This is a genomic window from Pyxidicoccus caerfyrddinensis (assembly GCF_010894405.1).
Lineage (GTDB): Bacteria > Myxococcota > Myxococcia > Myxococcales > Myxococcaceae > Myxococcus > Myxococcus caerfyrddinensis.
Window position 1 is genome coordinate 330,269 of the sequence record NZ_JAAIYA010000002.1, and the last position, 16,617, is coordinate 346,885.

Genomic DNA, 16,617 nt, shown 5'->3' on the forward strand with positions numbered 1-16,617 from the left:
CTCGCGGCGACGGGACTCCCTGGTCTCCACGGCCCGCCCAGGTGGCGAAACGCGGAACGCACCGGGCCTGTGCCCGCGTCGCGAGCCGCTCCCTCCCGAGCCACCGCCACCGGTTGCTCACCCCATGTCAGACCCACCCGGTAGACATGAGCGCGTGGGAGGAACGTTCCTTCCAGCCGACAGTCGCCCGGAGGGGCAGGGGGAAGGGGCATGGGGATTCTGGAGCAGATGCGCGTCGACGCCATGTGCGAGGCGGCGGGGTTGCTGGCGCGTCGGGGGTACGAGCACGTGCAGGCCTCGGAGCTGGCCCGGGCGCTGCGCATGTCGGTGGGCACCCTTTACCGGCGCTACGGCAGCAAGCACGGCTTCGCGCTGGCGGTGCGAGACTTCGCGGAGAATTCCCTGTGCATCCGCGCGCGCAGCGGCTTCGAGTGTGAGCACGGCAGGGAGGATGGGGACTTCCGTCAGGCCTTCTTCTCCTTCTGGTGGGAGCTGGTCAGTGCGGCCCTGGAGGAACCCGGCCTTTTCGCCTTCACCTTCTTGCACTGGCACCCGCACGTCTCTGGGCCTCATGCGCGCTACGCCCTCACGCCGTATGTGCCGCGCTCCCTCGGGCCACTCCCGTCCTACGCTCCTGCGGAGCATGCGCCAGCCACCTTCAATTCGGATGCGCTGGGACCGCATGTGCCAGACGTTCCCGGGCCAGAGGATAGGGAGCCGCATGCGCGAGATGCCGCAGAGCCAGATGGCCTGAATCCGTATGCGCCAGACGCTTTCGGGCACGAGGCGCTGGATGCGTATGGCTCAGATGACTCCGAGCCAGATGACCTGGATCCGGATGATCCAGACGTTTCCGGGGCCGATGACCTGGGGCCGCACTCGCTCCAGTCCTCCATGCCTCGCGCGCCTCGCGCCCTGGGGCCGCAGTCGCACGGCAGGGCGGCGAGGGCGTTGGTGCGCGAGATTCTGGAGCAGGGTGAGCGTGAGGGAGCGCTGGCTCCGGGAAGCGCCCGCGTGGGCGAGGGCCTGGTCTGGGGCGCGCTGATGGAACTGGTACGCGCGCCGGCCGAGGAGGGCGTGCAGGTGACTGAAGCCGAGGTCCTCGCCTCGGCCACGGTGCTCTGGCGCGCGCTGTCACCCGCCGCGGACTCTGGGCCTCAGGGCACGAATACTCCTCCGCCAGGTACCACTCAGCCCCCCACCATGATGCCTGAAGGCCCTTTGGCAGCGCCTACGCCGGCACCAGGGGAACCGATTGCTGGCTCGTCTCTCGCGAGTGAAGCAGCCACGGTGAGAGATGCCGGTGCGAACCCGGGTGGGCCATCGCTCGCGCGTGCCGTCTCCCGTCGCGTCTCGGGTCTTGAGTCAGGTGTCGCCGCAGTGCGTGTACACGGGGGCGCCTCGCGGGGACGTGCCCTCGGTGGCGTGGCCTTCCTTCACCCAGTACTCGATGCCGCCAATCATCTCCTTCACGCGGAAGCCCAGCGCGGCGAAGCGCACGGCCGCCTTGGTGGAGCCGTTGCAGCCCGGGCCCCAGCAATACGTGACGATGACGTCGTCCCTGTTCAGGTGCGCCGTCGTCTCCTCGCTGATGGTCCGCGAGGGGAGGTTGAGCGCGCCGGGCACATGTCGCTCGGCGTAGGCCTCCTTCGAGCGCACGTCCACCACGACGAACCCCTTCTTGCCGCGCTCCAGGTCCAGGTGGACGTCGGCGGGGTCTGTCTCGACGGACAGCTTCGCGAGGAAGTGACGCCGTGCCTCCTCGGGTGTGGCGGCCGGGGTTTCGAGGACGAAGGAGAATGGGGTGGCGGCAGCGGTCATGACGAAACCTCCAGTGACTTCGACGCGGGGAAATGTGCCTCCAGAGTGGTCCGGTGTGAAGCTCCATTCCGTGTCACGGGTATGGGCCATTATGGCGGTGGCGACGGTTGCCTGAAGGTCCGGGCCCTGGCTTCATGGCGCCATGCCGAAGCGGGCCGCCGGGGTGCCACTTCCCTTCCTGCAGCCGGACGCGGGAGGAGGGGAGCCCCTCCACCGTCAGCTCTACGAGCGCTTGCGGGAGGCCATCCTCTCCGGTGCGCTCGCGCCGCGCAGTCGGCTGCCTTCCACTCGCACGCTGTCGCGCGAGCTGGGTGTCTCGCGAGGCACGGTGGAGGGCGCATTCGCGCAGCTGGACGCGGAGGGCTTCCTGGAGCGGCGCGTGGGCTCCGGCAGCGTGGTGGCTCTGCCCGAGCATGCGCGGCTGCCCCGGAGCGTCGCGGCGACGCCGGGTCGTCGGAATGGCGTCCCGGCACGTTCGGGCCTGTCTCGTCGGGGCCAGCGGCTGTCGCGCGACGTGCTCCCTCCGGAGCCCCGCGACGTCCAGCCCTTCACCCCATGCCTGCCCGCGCTGGACCTGTTCCCCACGCGCCTGTGGGGCCGCGCGGTGGCGAAGCAGGCCCGGCTGCTCGGCCCGGAGTCGATGACCGCGGGGGAGTCCGCGGGCTTCCGTCCGCTGCGAGAGGCGATTGCCGCGCACCTGGGCACGGCGCGCGGGGTGCGCTGTGCGTGGCGGCAGGTGCTCGTGCTCGCCAGCACGCAGCAGGCGCTGGACCTGTCCGCTCGGCTGCTGCTGGATGAAGGGGACCCGGTCTGGCTGGAGGAACCCGGGTACCTCGGAGCCCGCGCCGCATTCGAGTCCTCGGGGGCTCGCGTGTTTCCGGTGCCGGTGGACGCGGAGGGGCTGCGCGTCGAGGTGGGGACCCGTCGCGCACCCGGGGCGCGGCTGGCCTACGTCACGCCGTCGCACCAGTACCCGCTCGGCGTGACGCTGAGCCTCTCCCGGCGGCTGGCGCTGCTGGAGTGGGCTCGGGCCGCGAGCGCCTGGGTGTTCGAGGACGACTACGACAGCGAGTTCCGCTACGCCACGCGCCCGCTGGCGGCGATTCAGGGCCTGGACGTGGCGGGACGCGTCCTCTACGCGGGCACCTTCAACAAGGTGATGTTCCCCTCGCTGCGGCTCGCGTTCCTCGTCGTCCCGGAGGCGCTGGTGGACGCCTTCACCGCCGCGCGGGCCGCCACGGATGGCCATGCACCGCTGCTCTCCCAGGCGGCCATGGCGCACTTCATGGAAGCCGGGCACTACGCCGCGCACCTGCGGCAGATGCGGCTGGCCTACGCCGAGCGCAGGGACGCGCTGCTGGATGCCCTGCGGCGCGAGGCGGGCGGGTGGCTGCGCCCCGGAGCGGCGGAGGCGGGCATGCACGTGACGACCTTCCTCGCGTCGGGCGCGCGGGACGAGGACGTCGTGCGGCGCGCGGAGTCGAAGCGGCTCGGGGCCCGAAGGTTGTCGCCGCTCTACCTGGGCCGCGCCGCGGAGCAGGGCCTGGTGCTGGGCTTCTCCGGCGCGAGCCCCGCGGGACTGCGCGCGGCCGTGCGCGTGCTCACGCGGCTGCGGGACGGCTGAGCCTTCAGCGCCCCTCGTCCTCCATCAGGAAGTCCACGATGCTCTTCCACATGGACTCGAACTGGGGCCGGCGGAAGCCTGAGCCGGAGATGAGCCAGTCCACGTGCGGCGGCTGGTGCGCAGGCTGGTCGAAGTGGCCAATCGCATCCAGGTGGTCCGCCCGCACCGCCGCAAGCACGCGGCCGTACACCTGCGAGCGCGTGGGGACGATGCCGTCACACGCGGTGGGCCCCGGCAGCGCTCCATAGGCCTGCACCAGCGCCGCCGTCTGCGCGGGCGTGTGCGGCGGCAGTGACGTCAGCGGCATCCGCTGCGTCTGCCCGTACACCAGCGCGTAGATGGTGTGCGTCAGCTGCGCGTACGGGTCCAGCCCCGCGGCCATGCGCGTGCGGAACGACGGCGGGCGCGACTGCGTCACCACCGAGCCGTACCGCACCCCCGGCCGGTCGATGGCGCTCGCGTTGAAGAGGTCGATGCCCTCCGGCGTGAGCTGCGGAATCAGCGACGTGTCGTTGCCCACGTCACTGAGGAACTTCGCCACCGCGTCCCGCCGCTCGGAGGAGAAGTCTCCCAGGAGCTGGTCATAGAGCTGGTCCAGCAGCGTGGGTTTCCACCCGAGGGTGTCGTCCGCGCGCGCCAGCACGTGCCCGAAGCGGAACGCCACCCGCAGCGGCAGCCGCCCGTAGCGCAGCACGTACACCGTGAAGAGCGACAGCAGCTTCAATATCTTCTGGCCGAACAGGCCCATGAAGAACGTGGCCAGCGGCGTGCCCGCGTGCGGCGTGGACACCGTCACCACCGAGCGCACCCGCTGCGCGAAGGGCTCCAAATCCAGCCCCTCCGCCAGCTGCGCCCCGGGACTGACGAACAGCCGCGAGTCCAGCCCGCCCGTGGAATGGCCCACGAGGTGGATGGGCCCGTCGTCGCCGGCCGCCGTCTCCTGCACCGCCTTCAGCAGGTCCGCGGTGCGCGTCCGGATGGAGGCCGTCGGGTGAGAGAGGACAATCGTCACCTCGGACTCCACCCCACGGCGGGCCAGCTCCGCCTTGAGGTAGTCGTACGCGTGGCCGAAGTAGATGAGCTCGCCCAGGTTGATGAAGCCGAAGAAGCCGGGGACGAGGTAGACGTGGTGCTTCGCGGGCATTGCCCCCACCATACCTGACGCGACGCGTGAAGCCCCGCCGGGAATGCACCCCGCGCACGGTGGTTGACGCGCGCCTGTCCTCACGACGAGAACAGGCCCCCCTACTCCCAGTCATTCCAGAAGGACGACCGCACGTGGACCGCAGACTGCTCGCACTCGGCCTGCTGCTGTCCCTCCCCGCCTCGGCGGACGAGGGCATGTGGACCTACGACGCATTTCCCTCGGAGGCCGTGAAGAAGGCCTACGGCTTCGAGCCCACGCAGGCGTGGCTGGACAAGGTCCGCCTCGGCTCGGTGCGGCTCGCCGGCGGCTGCTCCGCCAGCTTCGTGTCACCCGACGGCCTGGTGATGACCAATCACCATTGCGTCCGCGAGTGCATCGAGGACCTGTCCTCGCCGAAGCAGGATTTGCTGGCCAAAGGCTTCGTGGCGAAGACGCCCGCCGAGGAGCGCCGCTGCCCCAAGGTGGAGGCCAACCAGCTGGAGAGGATGACCGACGTCACCGAGCGGATGAACGCGGCGACGAAGGGCCTCACCGGCGCGGCCTTCAACACCGCGCTCAAGAAGGAGATGGCCGCGGCCGAGTCCGAGTGCGCCACCTCCGTGGACCGGCGCTGCGACGTGGTGACGCTCTTCAACGGCGGGAAGTACCACCTGTACCAGTACCGTCGCTTCCAGGACGTGCGGCTCGTCTTCGCCCCCGAGTTCTCCATGGCCGCCTTCGGTGGAGACCCGGACAACTTCAACTTCCCGCGCTTCGGCTTCGACGCGGCCTTCCTGCGCGTGTGGCAGGGCGACGCGCCCGCGAAGAGCCCGGACTTCCTGCCGTGGGCGAATGAGGGCGCGAAGGAGGGGGACCTCGTCTTCGTCTCCGGCCACCCCGGTGGCACCGAGCGCAAGGCCACCGTCGCCGAGCTGGAGTTCCAGCGCGACGTCAACCTGCCGTACACGCTGCTCCAGCTCGCGGAGCTGCGCGGCATGCTGCGCGAGTTCGCCAGCAGCTCGCCCGAGCGCTACCGCACCACGCGCTCGCGGCTGCGCGCCGTGGAGAACGGCCTCAAGGCGCTGCGCGGCCGGCACCAGGCCCTGGCCGACCCGGCGCTGCTCGGCCGCAAGCGCCAGGAAGAAGCCGAGCTGCGCAGGAAGGTGGATGCCAACGCGCAGGTGAAGTCCGCCACCGCGGGTGCGTGGGAGGAGACGGCGCAGGCGCTCGACGCGTACCGCCGCATGCTCCCCGAGTACAAGATGAAGGAGGGAGGAGACGCGTACCTCAGCGAGCTCTTCACCCTCGCCCGGCAGCTGGTGCGCGCCGCCGAGGAGCAGCCCAAGCCCAACGCGGAGCGGCTGCGCGAGTACACCGAGGCCCAGCTGCCCTCCCTGCGCCAGCAGCTCTTGCGCGGCGCGCCCATCGCCGTGGAGCTGGAGCAGGCGCAGCTGGCCTTCAGCCTCAACCGCGTGCGCGAGACGCTGGGCGCGGATGACCCCTTCGTGCAGCTCGTGCTCGGCCGGGAGGCGCCGGCGGACCTCGCCCGCGCGCTGGTGAAGGGCACGAAGCTGGGCGACGTGAAGGTGCGCCAGGCGCTGCTGGAGGGCGGCAAGGCGGCGGTGGAGGCGTCGAAGGACCCGATGATTCTCCTCGCGCGCAAGGTGGACGCGGAGGCCCGCGCGGTCCGCAAGCGCTACGAGGACACGGTGGAGGCGGTGCTCAAGCGCAACGGCGAGCGCATCGCCAAGGCGCACGTCGCGGTGTACGGCACCGCCGGCTACCCGGACGCCACCTTCACCCTGCGCCTCAACCACGGCCAGGTGAAGGGCTGGGACGAGAATGGCCGCGCCGTGCCGCCGCTCACCACCTTCGGCGGTGCCTATGCGCGCCATACCGGCAAGGAGCCGTTCAAGCTGCCGGACTCCTGGATGAAGGCGCAGGGGAAGGTGCCCGCCGGGACGCCGCTGGACATGGCCACCACCAACGACATCATCGGCGGCAACTCCGGCTCACCCATGGTGAACCGGGACGGACGCGTGGTGGGGCTCATCTTCGACGGCAACCTGCACTCGCTCGGCGGCCGGTACGCGTACGTGCCCGAGACGAATCGCGCCGTCGCCGTGCATGGGGACGGCATCCTCGCCGCCCTGGAGCACATCTACGGCGCCACCCGCGTGGTGGGCGAGCTGCGCGCCGCCCGTGACGCCGGCGCCCCGCCCGCGAAGTAGGCCCCGGCCCCGGGACGCAGGAGGTCGGCTTCCCGGGTCGGCCTCCTGCTTTCTCAAAAGTCAGAAGCATTAATCCCTCTCTCGGAGTCCGCGGGAGGGGTGGACAACTCGCCAAGGGGTGTCGGGGGGGACAGGATAGAATTGGCTTTCGGGTTTGAAAGCCCATCCTTCATGTCTTCCTCCGTGACTCGCGATATCCCCCTCGGCACCGTCCTGCGGGGAACCTACGAAATCGTCGGCGTGCTCGGCCGGGGCGGCATGGGCACCGTCTTCCTGGCCAACCACCTGCGGCTTCCCGGCCGGCAGGTGGCCATCAAGGTGCTGCGCGGCGACGGGGGCCTGGGCAAGGAAGTCTTCGTCCGCTTCCGCCGCGAGGCGGAAATCGCCTCGCGCCTGGGGCACCCGAACATCGTCGAGGTGCTCGACTTCGACAACCTGGAGGACGGCTCGCCGTTCCTCGTCATGGAGTGCCTGCGCGGGCAGCCCCTGTCCCGGCGGCTGCGGCGGGGGGCCCCCCTCACGCTGGAGGAGGTGTTCTCCATCGCGCGGCAGATGGGCTCGGCGCTGCAGGCGGCCCACCGCGCGGGCATCGTCCACCGGGACCTCAAGCCCGGAAACGTGTTCCTCATGCCCACCGAGATGGGCGGCGTCGTCGTGGAGCACGTGAAGCTGCTCGACTTCGGCATCTCCAAGGTCATCGACTCGCAGAGCATCAATACCCAGGGCGGCATCCTGCTGGGCACGCCGCAGTACATGGCGCCCGAGCAGGCCCAGGGGAAGAACCAGGAGGTGGACCCGCGGACGGACATCTTCGCCTTCGGGTGCATGGTGTACGAGATGCTGGCCCGGCGGCTCCCGTTCAAGGACGGGCCGCTGCCGGAGCTCATCTACCGCATCGTCTATGACCCGCCGCAGCCGCTGGCGTCGCTGGTCCCCGGCGTGCCGCCGAACGTGGTGGATGCGATTGAGCGGGCCCTGGAGAAGAAGCCGGAGAACCGCTACCCGGACGTGGGCAGCTTCATCTCCGAGCTGACGGGGAGCCCGCTGCAGACGCTGCCTCCCAGCGCCATTCCCGTGCCCAACCTGTCGGTCCGCCCTTCCCAGCTCGAGACGGTGGGCGGGAGGCGCGAGCCCCCGGCGGCGAAGGCGCCCCCGTCGAGGGCGGAGACGGTGTCGGAGCGGGGGCCGCTCCAGTCATCCGCGTCGGTGGAGGCCTCGGCGAAGCGGCCCGTCGTCAACGTGCCGCTGCACGAGGTGTCGACGATGACGGTGGAGGGGCCGCCGCTGGACGGCGCGCCGCCCGGGCCCGAGATGCAGGTGACGCCCCCCGGAGGCGCCACGCATGTGGTGCGCCCGGACGTCGGCGTCGCCCAGGGGCCCGCGCCGTTCATCGAGACGAAGCGCTCCGGGAAGCGGTGGTGGGTGGCCGCCGCGGTGCTCGTCCTCGTCGGTGCCGTGGGGCTCGCCGTGGGGCTGCGTCCGGGCATCACCGGGTCGAAGCCCGACGCCCCCGTCGCGCGAGGGGATGCTCCTCCTGGAATGACGACGCCCCGCCCCGAGGTCGCTCCCGCGGGGACTGGCGTGGGGAGTGTGCCGTCGCAGCCTGTGTCGGCGCGGCCCGAGCAGGGTGGAGCCGTGCCTTCGGCCGACCCGGCCAGTCCCGCGCAGAAGGAGCCCTCGCCGGGTGTCGCGCCTTCGCAGCCGGGGCCGTCCGAGCCGTCCGGTACGGCGCAAGTGAACCCCGAGCCGCCCGGCACGGCGCAGGTGAAGCCCGCGCAGCCGGGGAGCGAGCTGAAGGAGCCCTCGCAGGGGACGGGGCCTTCGCAGCCCGAGCCGTCCGGCACGGCGCAGGCGGAGCCGCGACAGACCGGTCCGGTACCGTCGCAGCCGATGGCAGCACTCCCTTCCGTGGACGCAGGCACCACCCTGTCCCCTTCCGGCACGCCCGGTGTGGCGACGCCGCCCGGCGCTTCCGTGACAGCGCGCCCGCCGACCCAGAAGCCGAAGGGCACGTCCGCGCCCATCTCCGAGGCGGCGCTGGCGGACCTCATGGCGGCGGAGCGGGCCCTGGCGCGCGGGGACTCGGACGAGGCGCTGCACCTGGTCCGCCGCAGCCAGCGGGTGCAGGTCACCGGCACCTCCTACGCGCTCCTGGTCCGCACGTACTGCCTCCAGAAGGACCTCTCCAACGCCCGCACCACGTGGCCGCGCGTCCCCGCCTGGGAGCGCACCCGGGTGCGTCAGTACTGCAAGCAGTACGACATCGCGCTCTGAGCGCCGGGCCCGCGCGCCGGGCCCGCGTCGAGCCCCACCCCGAGGTGAGCTGTCTTGAGAACCCTGCTGGCCATGAGTGTCTTCTTCGCCGTCGCGCTGGGCTGTTCCCGCGGCGTCCGCCCCACCGGTCCGGGCACCCATCCCGTGGCAAAGGGCACCGTCTACTCCGCCCCCAGCGGCGAGTCGGTGAGCGTCGTCCCGCTGCTGCCCCTGGAGGAGCGCAAGTACCTCATCCAGTTCCAGGTCCCCGGTGATGACCATGACGGGAAGGTGCTCCTCCACACCGCCACCGAGGACGGGACGGAGTTCTGGGCGCGCTGGCGCGGCCGGAACATGCGCCTCTTCCAGGAGCGCAAGAGCTTCCGGAAGAAGAGCGGCGACTTCATGATTTCGCGCGTCCTGAAGGACGACGTCATCCACGTGAAGCCCGACGCGGAGCGCACCGCCGCGCTGAAGTCCGAGGACGTCCAGGAGCTGTACCTCCGTCAGTTCGCGGACGGCACGCTCGCCAGGGGCGAGGCCTTCGACAAGGCCTTCTGGTCCAGGGACCACGACCGGCGGCTCGCCGAGGCGCTGAAGGCCCTCAACACGTCGTGCGGCGCCTCGGTGACGGCGGCCATCACCTGGGACGCCGTCCCCCAGAAGCTGCTCGATGACGGCGAGGCCATCGGCGACTACTGCGCCAGGCCGCTCGAGGCGCTCAAGTCGCTGTGCGACGAGTCGGAGGAGGCGCGGCGCACCGTGCAGGCGAAGGTGAAGCGCGTGGACTGCCGCGCCGGTGAGCGCTTCTCCGGCCACCTCGAGGCGGACACGGTGCAGTGGAGCATCGCCCCCGGCGCGGACAGCATGGGCGCCGAGCAGATTTCCCAGTTCTTCATGGACACCCTCTAGGCGGAGCCCGCGCATGTCACCCTCACGAGTCTTCGCCCTGGCGGTCCTCCTCTTTTCCGGCGTGTCCCTGGCCATGGAGCCGCCCTGGGGCCCGGGGAAGAACCTGGGTCAGCGCATGGTCCTCGAGCGCACCGCGCTGTGCACCGACGGCAGCGGCCACTACGTCACGGCCACGCCCTCCCCGGGGAAGTCCAACGTCCAGCTCTTCTACGGGGACGGGAAGCGCTTCAACGAGATGCCGCTGGCGCCCAACAGCCTCTGGATTCCCCCGGGCGCGTTCCTCGATCCACGCTTCGAGAACCCCGAGGCCAACAGCAATGTGAACAACAGCGGCCTCGACCTGCGGCCGTACTCGCGCGTCGAGGTGGACCCGAAGGCGAACACCTGTGCCGTCACCTGCGGCCGGCGCACCACGCCCTTCACGCTGGTGGCCCCCGCCCAGGCCCGCGAGCTGCTGCTCAAGGCCACGTACGAGCCGAGCCCGCTGAAGTACGAGCCGTATGCCCTGCTGCGGGACACGAAGGGCGCCTACTACCTCGTGGAGAAGAGCACGCCCACGTCCGGAGAGAAGGGCTACCGCGTCTCCATCGGCCCTCGCGGCCGGCTCAAGCCGCAGCGGATGCTCAACGTCGTCGCCGACTCGAAGGGCGAAATCTTCTCCACCAAGGGCGGGGACTTGCAGCTCGTGCTGGACCGCGAGCAGCCCTCCTTCTGGATTGTGAAGAAGCAGCGCAGGGAGCTGCGCCCCGTGCCCGTGGAGGACAACCGCCTGCTCATCTTCAACGAGCTGGGCGTCTACACCGGCGCGCGCCTGGGCACGCCCTGCGACGACCTGTAGCCAACCTCCGCACTGTCTGAGCCCGGACCTCACCCGACCTCCTGAGTCCGCCCGTGGACACCCCACGTGCGAACCGCTCGGGAGGTTGGTGCATTGCGTCAGTGATGACCTATCCTGATAGAACCGAATAGGATGGTTTACGCAATGTCCACCACCTCGCAGTCCAGGTCGGAGCCGACGCCGGGGGGCTTGCCTCCCATGGCGCCTCCGGGGCCGGGGCTCGTGGGGGTGGTGGGGATGCGCCCGTCGTACGGCCGCGCTCCATGTGGCGAAGGGTCGTCCGGGGCCCGGTCCCAGCCGGGACGGGGGGCCCGGCTGGGACCGGGGACCCCGTCGTGAAGTAGCATCTTCAACAGTCTGTGCCGGGGGGAGGGGAGCTGAGCGATGGTGATGGAGGCACCGGAACCCAGGAAGCTATGCGCCATCCTGTTCACGGGCATCGAAGGCCCGGGGCGGGACTCGTGGCGCGATGATGCGCTCCAACAACTCTTGCGGGACGAGCACGCCTCGCTGGTGCGCGAGCTGCTGCCTCGCCATGGTGGCCGCGAGGTGAAGCGGCTGGAGGACGGCTTCCTGCTGGAGTTCGAGGGCGGGCTGGCCGCGGTGGACTTCGGATTGGAATTGCAGCGCACGCTGGCGGCGCGCAACGGCGGCGTCGGGGCGGAGCGCCGCATGGTGCTGCGCGTGGGCGTGCACCTGGGCATGGTGGTGCACCGCGACGGCGACGTGTTCGGCGAGGGCGTCAACCTGGCGGCCCGCATCGAAGCGCTGGCCCGGCCCGGCACGCTGTACGTCAGTGAGACGGTGGCGCGGCAGGTGGAGGGCCGGCTGCCCAGGCCGCCGGTGCGGCTGGGGCGCGGAGAGATGAAGAACATCCGCCTGCCGGTGGCCGTCTACCGCATCGACCCGCCCGAGCGCCGCAACCGGGTGACGCTGCTGACACGGATGCGCTCGTTCCTGGGCCGCATGGGGCCGGCGAACTGAAGCGCGCGCGCACCGGGCCGGACGGCGTTAGGGTGCCGCCATGCCCCAGTCCCACGCCCCGCTCACGCTCGTCGTCGGTACGAAGAACTACTCCTCCTGGTCCCTCCGCCCCTACCTGGCGCTGGCCCACACCGGGCAGCCATTCCAGGAGGTGGTGATTCATCTCGGGGAGCCGGACTCCACCCAGAAAATCCTCCAGTACTCGCCCAGCGGGCGCGTGCCGCTGCTCAAGCACGGGGAGCTGTCCATCTGGGACTCGCTGGCCATCTGCGAGTACCTCGCCGAAACGTTCCCCGAGGCGCGCCTGTGGCCCGAGGACAAGGCGGCCCGCGCGGTGGCTCGCTCCGTGACGGCGGAGATGCACTCGGGTTTCGCGGCGCTGCGGCAGCACATGAACATGAACATCCGCGCCCGGAAGCCGGGCCAGGGCCGAGGGCCCGGCGTGGCAGAGGACATCGCCCGCATCCAGGCCATCTGGAACGAGTGCCGCGCCCGCTTCGGCAAGGGCGGCCCCTTCCTCTTCGGCGCCTTCTCCATCGCGGACGCCTTCTACGCGCCCGTCGTCACCCGCTTCGTGACGTATGACGTGACGCTGGACGCGGTAGGCGGCGCGTACCGCGACGCGGTGCTCGCCCTGCCGTCCTTCCAGAAGTGGCTCGAGGCGGCGCAGCACGAGAAGCCGGTGGCGAAGTACGACTGACGCGCCCGGCCTGGCGCGGGCGAGCGTGGCGGGCACGTCGCGGCGGCCCCTCGCGCGAGGCCCGTGCCGGCTTCAGCCGAGCGAGCCCTCGCGCACGCGCATGAAGAGCTCATCGTAGCGGCCCTCCGTGTAGGCCCGCGCCAGCTCCGGGTAGCGGCCCTGGCGCAGCTCGCGGAGGTACGCGTACTTCGCGGCGTGGTAGCCCGCCACGGCCCACGCCAGACGGGACGCGTCCGTGCCGCCGCGCCACAGCGCGCCCTTCAACACGCAGTCGCGCACCCAGGACGCCACGCGCTGCACGCCCACGGGCTTGAGCCGCCGGTGCTCGGCATGGGCGCGCAGGGCCCAGAGCAACGCGTAGCGCTCCTCCTTCACCGAGCGCCGTGCCACCGACGTCGCGAAGCGGTGCTCAATCGGCGCGTGCACCCGGCCGCCCGGCATCTTCGGCAGCGCCTCGTGGACAATCTGTTCCGCCCGCCACACCGCCCTGTCCCGGCGCACCAGGCGCGCGCGCCACTGCGTGCGGAAGAGGAAGCGGTGGCCGTCCAGCTCCGCCCAGTCCCGCCGGGGCAGCCGGTACACGGCCTCGGTGGGGGAGGACGCCTTCCACGCGCGCAGCGTCTCCACCGCCTCCGGCGCCAGCTCCTCGTCCGAGTCCAGGAAGAAGACGTAGTCGCACGGCTGCAGCGCCGCCACCGCGGCCTCGCGCGCCGCCCCGTAGCCACGCCACGCATGCGGCACCGAGCGTGCGCCCAGGGAGCGTGCCAATTCCACGGAGCCGTCCGTGGCCCCGGAGTCCAGCGCCACCACGTCGTCGCAGAGGGCCAACAGCCCCCGCAGGCAGGGCTCCAGCGTGTCGCGGTTGTCGCGGTGCAGGACGTAGCCGCCGAGCCTCACAGTCCCAGCCCCATCAACTGCGCGTCGAACGCGTCCGCGGTGGTGAAGAGGTGGCCGCGCAGGCCGAGCGCATTGGCCGTGTCCACGAACTCCTGGAGGTCGTCGAAGAAGGCGGCCTCGTGCGGGGCGCAGCCCACGCCCTGCAATGCGAGCCGGTAGATTTCCGGCTCCGGCTTCACGTGGCCCACCTCGCAGCTCATCACCACGCTGTCGAAGCGCTTCAGCAGCGGCAGCAGGGGCTTCAGGTACGCGGCGTGGAGCGCGTTGGTGTTGGAGACGAGCCCCAGCTTCACCCTGCCCACCAGCCCCTCCACGCGCGGCAGCACCGCCGTGTGCAGGGTGAAGTGGCTGCTCCACAAGGGCGCGAACTCCGCCATGGGCACGTCCACGCCGAGCGCGCGGCACACGTCCTGGCGGATGCCCTCGGCGTCCAGCAGGCCCCGGTTGGCGGCCGTCCAGCCCGCGCCGGTGAGCCGCTGGCCCACCTCCGGGCCGGTGAGCCCCGCGCGCGCCGCCAGCCGCGCGAAGAGCAACGCGTTGTCATGGAAGACGAGGACGTTGCCCAAGTCCAACAGCACCGCCTTCACCGCCGCCATGCAGCCTCCTTCAGATTCGGTAGGCGCGTGCCACGACCTGCATCTGCTCGGACACCTCGCGCAGGAGCGTCGCCGCCTTGGTGGTCGCCGCCAGGCCCTGCTGGGTGTCGTTCATCATCGAGGACAGGTCCGTCACCGCGCCGAAGATTTGGGCGATGCCCGCGTTCTGCTGGGCCACCGCGCCGGCAATCTGCCTCACCGCGGACGCGTTGTCCTGGATGATGGTGGCCAGCTCCTTCAGTCTGTCGCCGCTGCTGCGCACCTGCTCCAGGCCCGCCTCCACGCGCGAGTGGCCCGCCTCCGTCATCCGCGCGGTGGAGAGGATGGCGTTGCCCAGCTCGTTGAGGATGTCGCGCACCCGCACCGTGGAGTCGATGGACTGGTCCGCCAGGCTGCGGATTTCGCGCGCCACCACGCCAAAGCCCTTGCCGTGCTCACCCGAGCGCGCCGCTTCAATCGCCGCGTTGAGCGCCAGCATGTTGGACTGGTCCGCCAGATCTTTCACCGTCTGGGTGATGCCGCCAATCTGGCGCGTGCGCTCGTTGAGCTGGGTGATGCGCTCGGTCATCTGCCGGGACTGGTCCAGCAGGGACTGGAAGCCGCCGAGGCTGTCGCGGATGTCCTCCTCGCCCGCCTGGCCCACCTTTTCCGCGCGCACGGCCACCGTCAGCACCGCGTCCGCCTTCTCCGCGGCCAGCAGCGACGTCTGCTTGATTTCCTGCGCCGTCACCTGCGTCTCCTGCAGGGCGGCGGCCTGGCGCGCCACGTTGCGCTCCTGCTGGGCGGCGGCGCTCTGCAGCTCCGCCACCGTGTCGCTGAGCACGCGGGTGCCGCGGTGCAGGCTGTGCGCCGTGTCGCGTAGCTGCTTCACGAGCTGGCCGAAGGCGCCCGCCAGCTCGCCCACCTCGTCGTCGCCCGCCTTCACGTCAAGGGCCTGGGTGAGGTCGCCCTCGCGGACGAGGCGTGTCACCGCGTCGCGCAGGGCCAGCACCGGCCGGGTGACACTGCGCGCGAGCAGCCACGCGCCCGCCACACCCAGCGCCAGGAAGCCGGCGGCCAGCAGCAGCGCCTCCGTGCGCGCGCGGCTCACCGGCGCATAGGCCTCGTCCGGGGAGACCAGCGCCTCGAAGCGCCAGCCGTCGCCCACGTCCTTCACGTCCGTGCCGTTGACGGACGACACCGCCAGCAGCCCCGCGTCCGTGCCCCCTTCCGCGCCGCGCGAGTCGTACAGCACCGTGCCGTCCGACTGCCGCAGCGCCAGGGCGAAGCTCTTCAGGTCGCGCTGGCTCGCGCGGGTCAGCGAGGGGCGCACCAGCTCGTCCACCTGGGCCCAGTCGAAGGCGGCCATCAGCACGCCCAGGCGGTGGTTCGACGCCGGGTCGATGACGGGCACCGCCAGCGACAGCACGCGCACGCCGAGGATGGGGTCCTCCGCGGTGACGCCCTCGCCGGTGGTGCGGCCCTGCCGGGCCTCGCGGAACCAGGCGCTCCTACGCACCAGCTCCGGGTCGGCCGCGTAGGCGTCGCGCAGCGCCGGCATGCTGGCGGACACGGCGTGGCCCTCGTCGTTGAAGAGGACGATGCCGTTGAGGGTGAGGTAGCGGCGCTGGAGCAGCGCCAGCAGCACGTCCGCGGACTGGGTGTTGCCGGTGCGCAGCGCGGAGCGCACGTCCGAGTCCTCCGCCCAGTTGCGCAGGCTCGACTCGCGCTCGGCGAGCGTCGCCTCCAGCAGGTCCTTCACACCCTCGGCTTCCCGCAGCAGCGACGCGTGAATCTGCTCCTCCAACATCCGCCGCGCGTTGCGCGTCTGGAGCCAGTTGAGCGTCAGCAGCGGAACGACGGACAGCAGGGTGACGTACAGAGTCAAGCGCCCGCGAAGCGAGAGGGTGCCGAGGAGGCGAGGGGACATGTGTCTCGGGGCTCGGAGGACGGGGGCCCTCCGAGGAGGTTGCCCCCGCCCTATACACCAGAGCCCCGCGCGCGCGGGTGCCTTCCGCGCTTCCCTGCCTAGAGGACAGGCACCCGGTCAGGCAGGTCCCTGGCCGGCACGTTGGAGTAGTCCGCGTCCACGTCCAGCAGCACGCGCTGCTTTACCCGTGAGCTCAGCAACCGCCGCACGCGTCCGAGGAAAACGGGAGGCGCCGCGATGACGAGTTTGTCGAAGGCCTGGCGATCATGCCCCTTGTCCAGGTAGTCGGACAACTCGCGGGCGAAGCGGTCGTGCTCCAACTCCTTGCGGCCGTTGGGCTCGTTCTCCGGGGGCGGGCCGTGGAGCGTGCCCGCGTTGGGGTTGTCCGGCTGATTGAGCAGCTCGAAGGCCTTGGCGCGGCTCTCTTCGTGTTGGAACTCCTCCACCAACTGCCAGTCCCCCTGCGCCTTCGCGTCCGTCGCGAAGAGCCGTGCACGGCTCGCGTTCCCCACGAGAATCCAGAGCGTTCCATCCGCCATGTCGTTTCTCTCCTTTAGGAAGGGAGATGAGGACAGGCATGGCGCCCGGCAAGCTTCCGTCACCGAGCCGCGCCCCTGTCGTGCGCAGGGCAGGCGGCCATGTCCCACCCCGGTTGACAGGGTTTGCTCCCCGGTACGGAAGGCCGTGCCCGAGGATCATTCCGTTGTGGGGGGTGACAGGGTAGAA

Annotated in this window: 13 protein-coding genes and 1 pseudogene; 8 read left to right on the plus strand and 6 right to left on the minus strand. The window is 71.0% G+C overall.

What is annotated here, in order from left to right; translation table 11 throughout:
• Positions 1 to 243: 243 nt before the first annotated feature.
• Positions 244 to 369: pseudogene (locus G4D86_RS54255) on the plus strand (helix-turn-helix domain-containing protein); the annotation flags it as partial.
• A gap of 996 nt (positions 370 to 1,365) precedes the next feature.
• On the opposite strand, the gene G4D86_RS04980 reads toward G4D86_RS54255, so the two are convergent.
• Positions 1,366 to 1,821 carry a rhodanese-like domain-containing protein gene (locus G4D86_RS04980; RefSeq protein ID WP_163990003.1) on the minus strand — a complete coding sequence of 152 codons (456 nt, stop codon included), beginning with the start codon at positions 1,819 to 1,821 and terminating at the stop codon, positions 1,366 to 1,368.
• Positions 1,822 to 1,963: 142 nt separating this feature from the next.
• On the opposite strand from G4D86_RS04980, the gene pdxR reads away from it, so the two are divergent.
• Entirely contained in the window at positions 1,964 to 3,445 is a 1,482-nt protein-coding gene (gene pdxR, locus G4D86_RS04985) for a MocR-like pyridoxine biosynthesis transcription factor PdxR (protein ID WP_163990006.1), read from the plus strand.
• 4 nt (positions 3,446 to 3,449) lie between these two features.
• On the opposite strand, the gene G4D86_RS04990 is transcribed toward pdxR, so the two are convergent.
• Positions 3,450 to 4,589 (minus strand): esterase/lipase family protein, encoded by a 1,140-nt coding sequence (locus tag G4D86_RS04990; RefSeq protein ID WP_205519466.1) that lies wholly within the window; start codon positions 4,587 to 4,589, stop codon positions 3,450 to 3,452.
• 134 nt (positions 4,590 to 4,723) lie between these two features.
• On the opposite strand from G4D86_RS04990, the gene G4D86_RS04995 reads away from it, so the two are divergent.
• From G4D86_RS04995 to G4D86_RS05020, 6 genes are all read left to right on the plus strand, one after another.
• The gene (locus G4D86_RS04995) at positions 4,724 to 6,802 is read left to right on the plus strand and encodes a S46 family peptidase (RefSeq protein WP_163990011.1); all 2,079 of its coding nucleotides are present in this window, start codon (positions 4,724 to 4,726) and stop codon (positions 6,800 to 6,802) included.
• A gap of 171 nt (positions 6,803 to 6,973) precedes the next feature.
• On the plus strand, positions 6,974 to 9,076 hold the full coding sequence (locus G4D86_RS05000) for a serine/threonine-protein kinase (RefSeq protein WP_205519467.1): 2,103 nt from the start codon (positions 6,974 to 6,976) through the stop codon (positions 9,074 to 9,076).
• A gap of 54 nt (positions 9,077 to 9,130) precedes the next feature.
• Positions 9,131 to 9,967 carry a hypothetical protein gene (locus G4D86_RS05005; RefSeq protein WP_163990013.1) on the plus strand — a complete coding sequence of 279 codons (837 nt, stop codon included), beginning with the start codon at positions 9,131 to 9,133 and terminating at the stop codon, positions 9,965 to 9,967.
• Positions 9,968 to 9,980: 13 nt separating this feature from the next.
• On the plus strand, positions 9,981 to 10,805 hold the full coding sequence (locus G4D86_RS05010; RefSeq protein WP_163990016.1) for a hypothetical protein: 825 nt from the start codon (positions 9,981 to 9,983) through the stop codon (positions 10,803 to 10,805).
• 384 nt (positions 10,806 to 11,189) lie between these two features.
• Positions 11,190 to 11,789: an adenylate/guanylate cyclase domain-containing protein gene (locus G4D86_RS05015; protein ID WP_163990019.1), complete on the plus strand. Its 600-nt coding sequence runs from the start codon at positions 11,190 to 11,192 to the stop codon at positions 11,787 to 11,789.
• Between the two features lie 40 nt (positions 11,790 to 11,829).
• A complete protein-coding gene (locus tag G4D86_RS05020; protein WP_163990021.1) occupies positions 11,830 to 12,489 on the plus strand; it encodes a glutathione S-transferase family protein in 660 nt (219 codons plus the stop codon).
• A gap of 72 nt (positions 12,490 to 12,561) precedes the next feature.
• On the opposite strand, the gene G4D86_RS05025 is transcribed toward G4D86_RS05020, so the two are convergent.
• From G4D86_RS05025 to G4D86_RS05040, 4 genes are all read right to left on the minus strand, one after another.
• Positions 12,562 to 13,386 (minus strand): glycosyltransferase, encoded by an 825-nt coding sequence (locus G4D86_RS05025; RefSeq protein WP_163990023.1) that lies wholly within the window; start codon positions 13,384 to 13,386, stop codon positions 12,562 to 12,564.
• Positions 13,383 to 13,982: an HAD family hydrolase gene (locus G4D86_RS05030; RefSeq protein ID WP_163990025.1), complete on the minus strand. Its 600-nt coding sequence runs from the start codon at positions 13,980 to 13,982 to the stop codon at positions 13,383 to 13,385. Before G4D86_RS05030 ends, G4D86_RS05025 begins: the two co-directional genes overlap by 4 nt.
• A gap of 10 nt (positions 13,983 to 13,992) precedes the next feature.
• Positions 13,993 to 15,891 carry a methyl-accepting chemotaxis protein gene (locus G4D86_RS05035; protein ID WP_163990027.1) on the minus strand — a complete coding sequence of 633 codons (1,899 nt, stop codon included), beginning with the start codon at positions 15,889 to 15,891 and terminating at the stop codon, positions 13,993 to 13,995.
• A 98-nt stretch (positions 15,892 to 15,989) separates the two neighbouring features.
• Positions 15,990 to 16,430 carry a host attachment protein gene (locus tag G4D86_RS05040; protein ID WP_163990029.1) on the minus strand — a complete coding sequence of 147 codons (441 nt, stop codon included), beginning with the start codon at positions 16,428 to 16,430 and terminating at the stop codon, positions 15,990 to 15,992.
• Positions 16,431 to 16,617 lie beyond the last annotated feature (187 nt).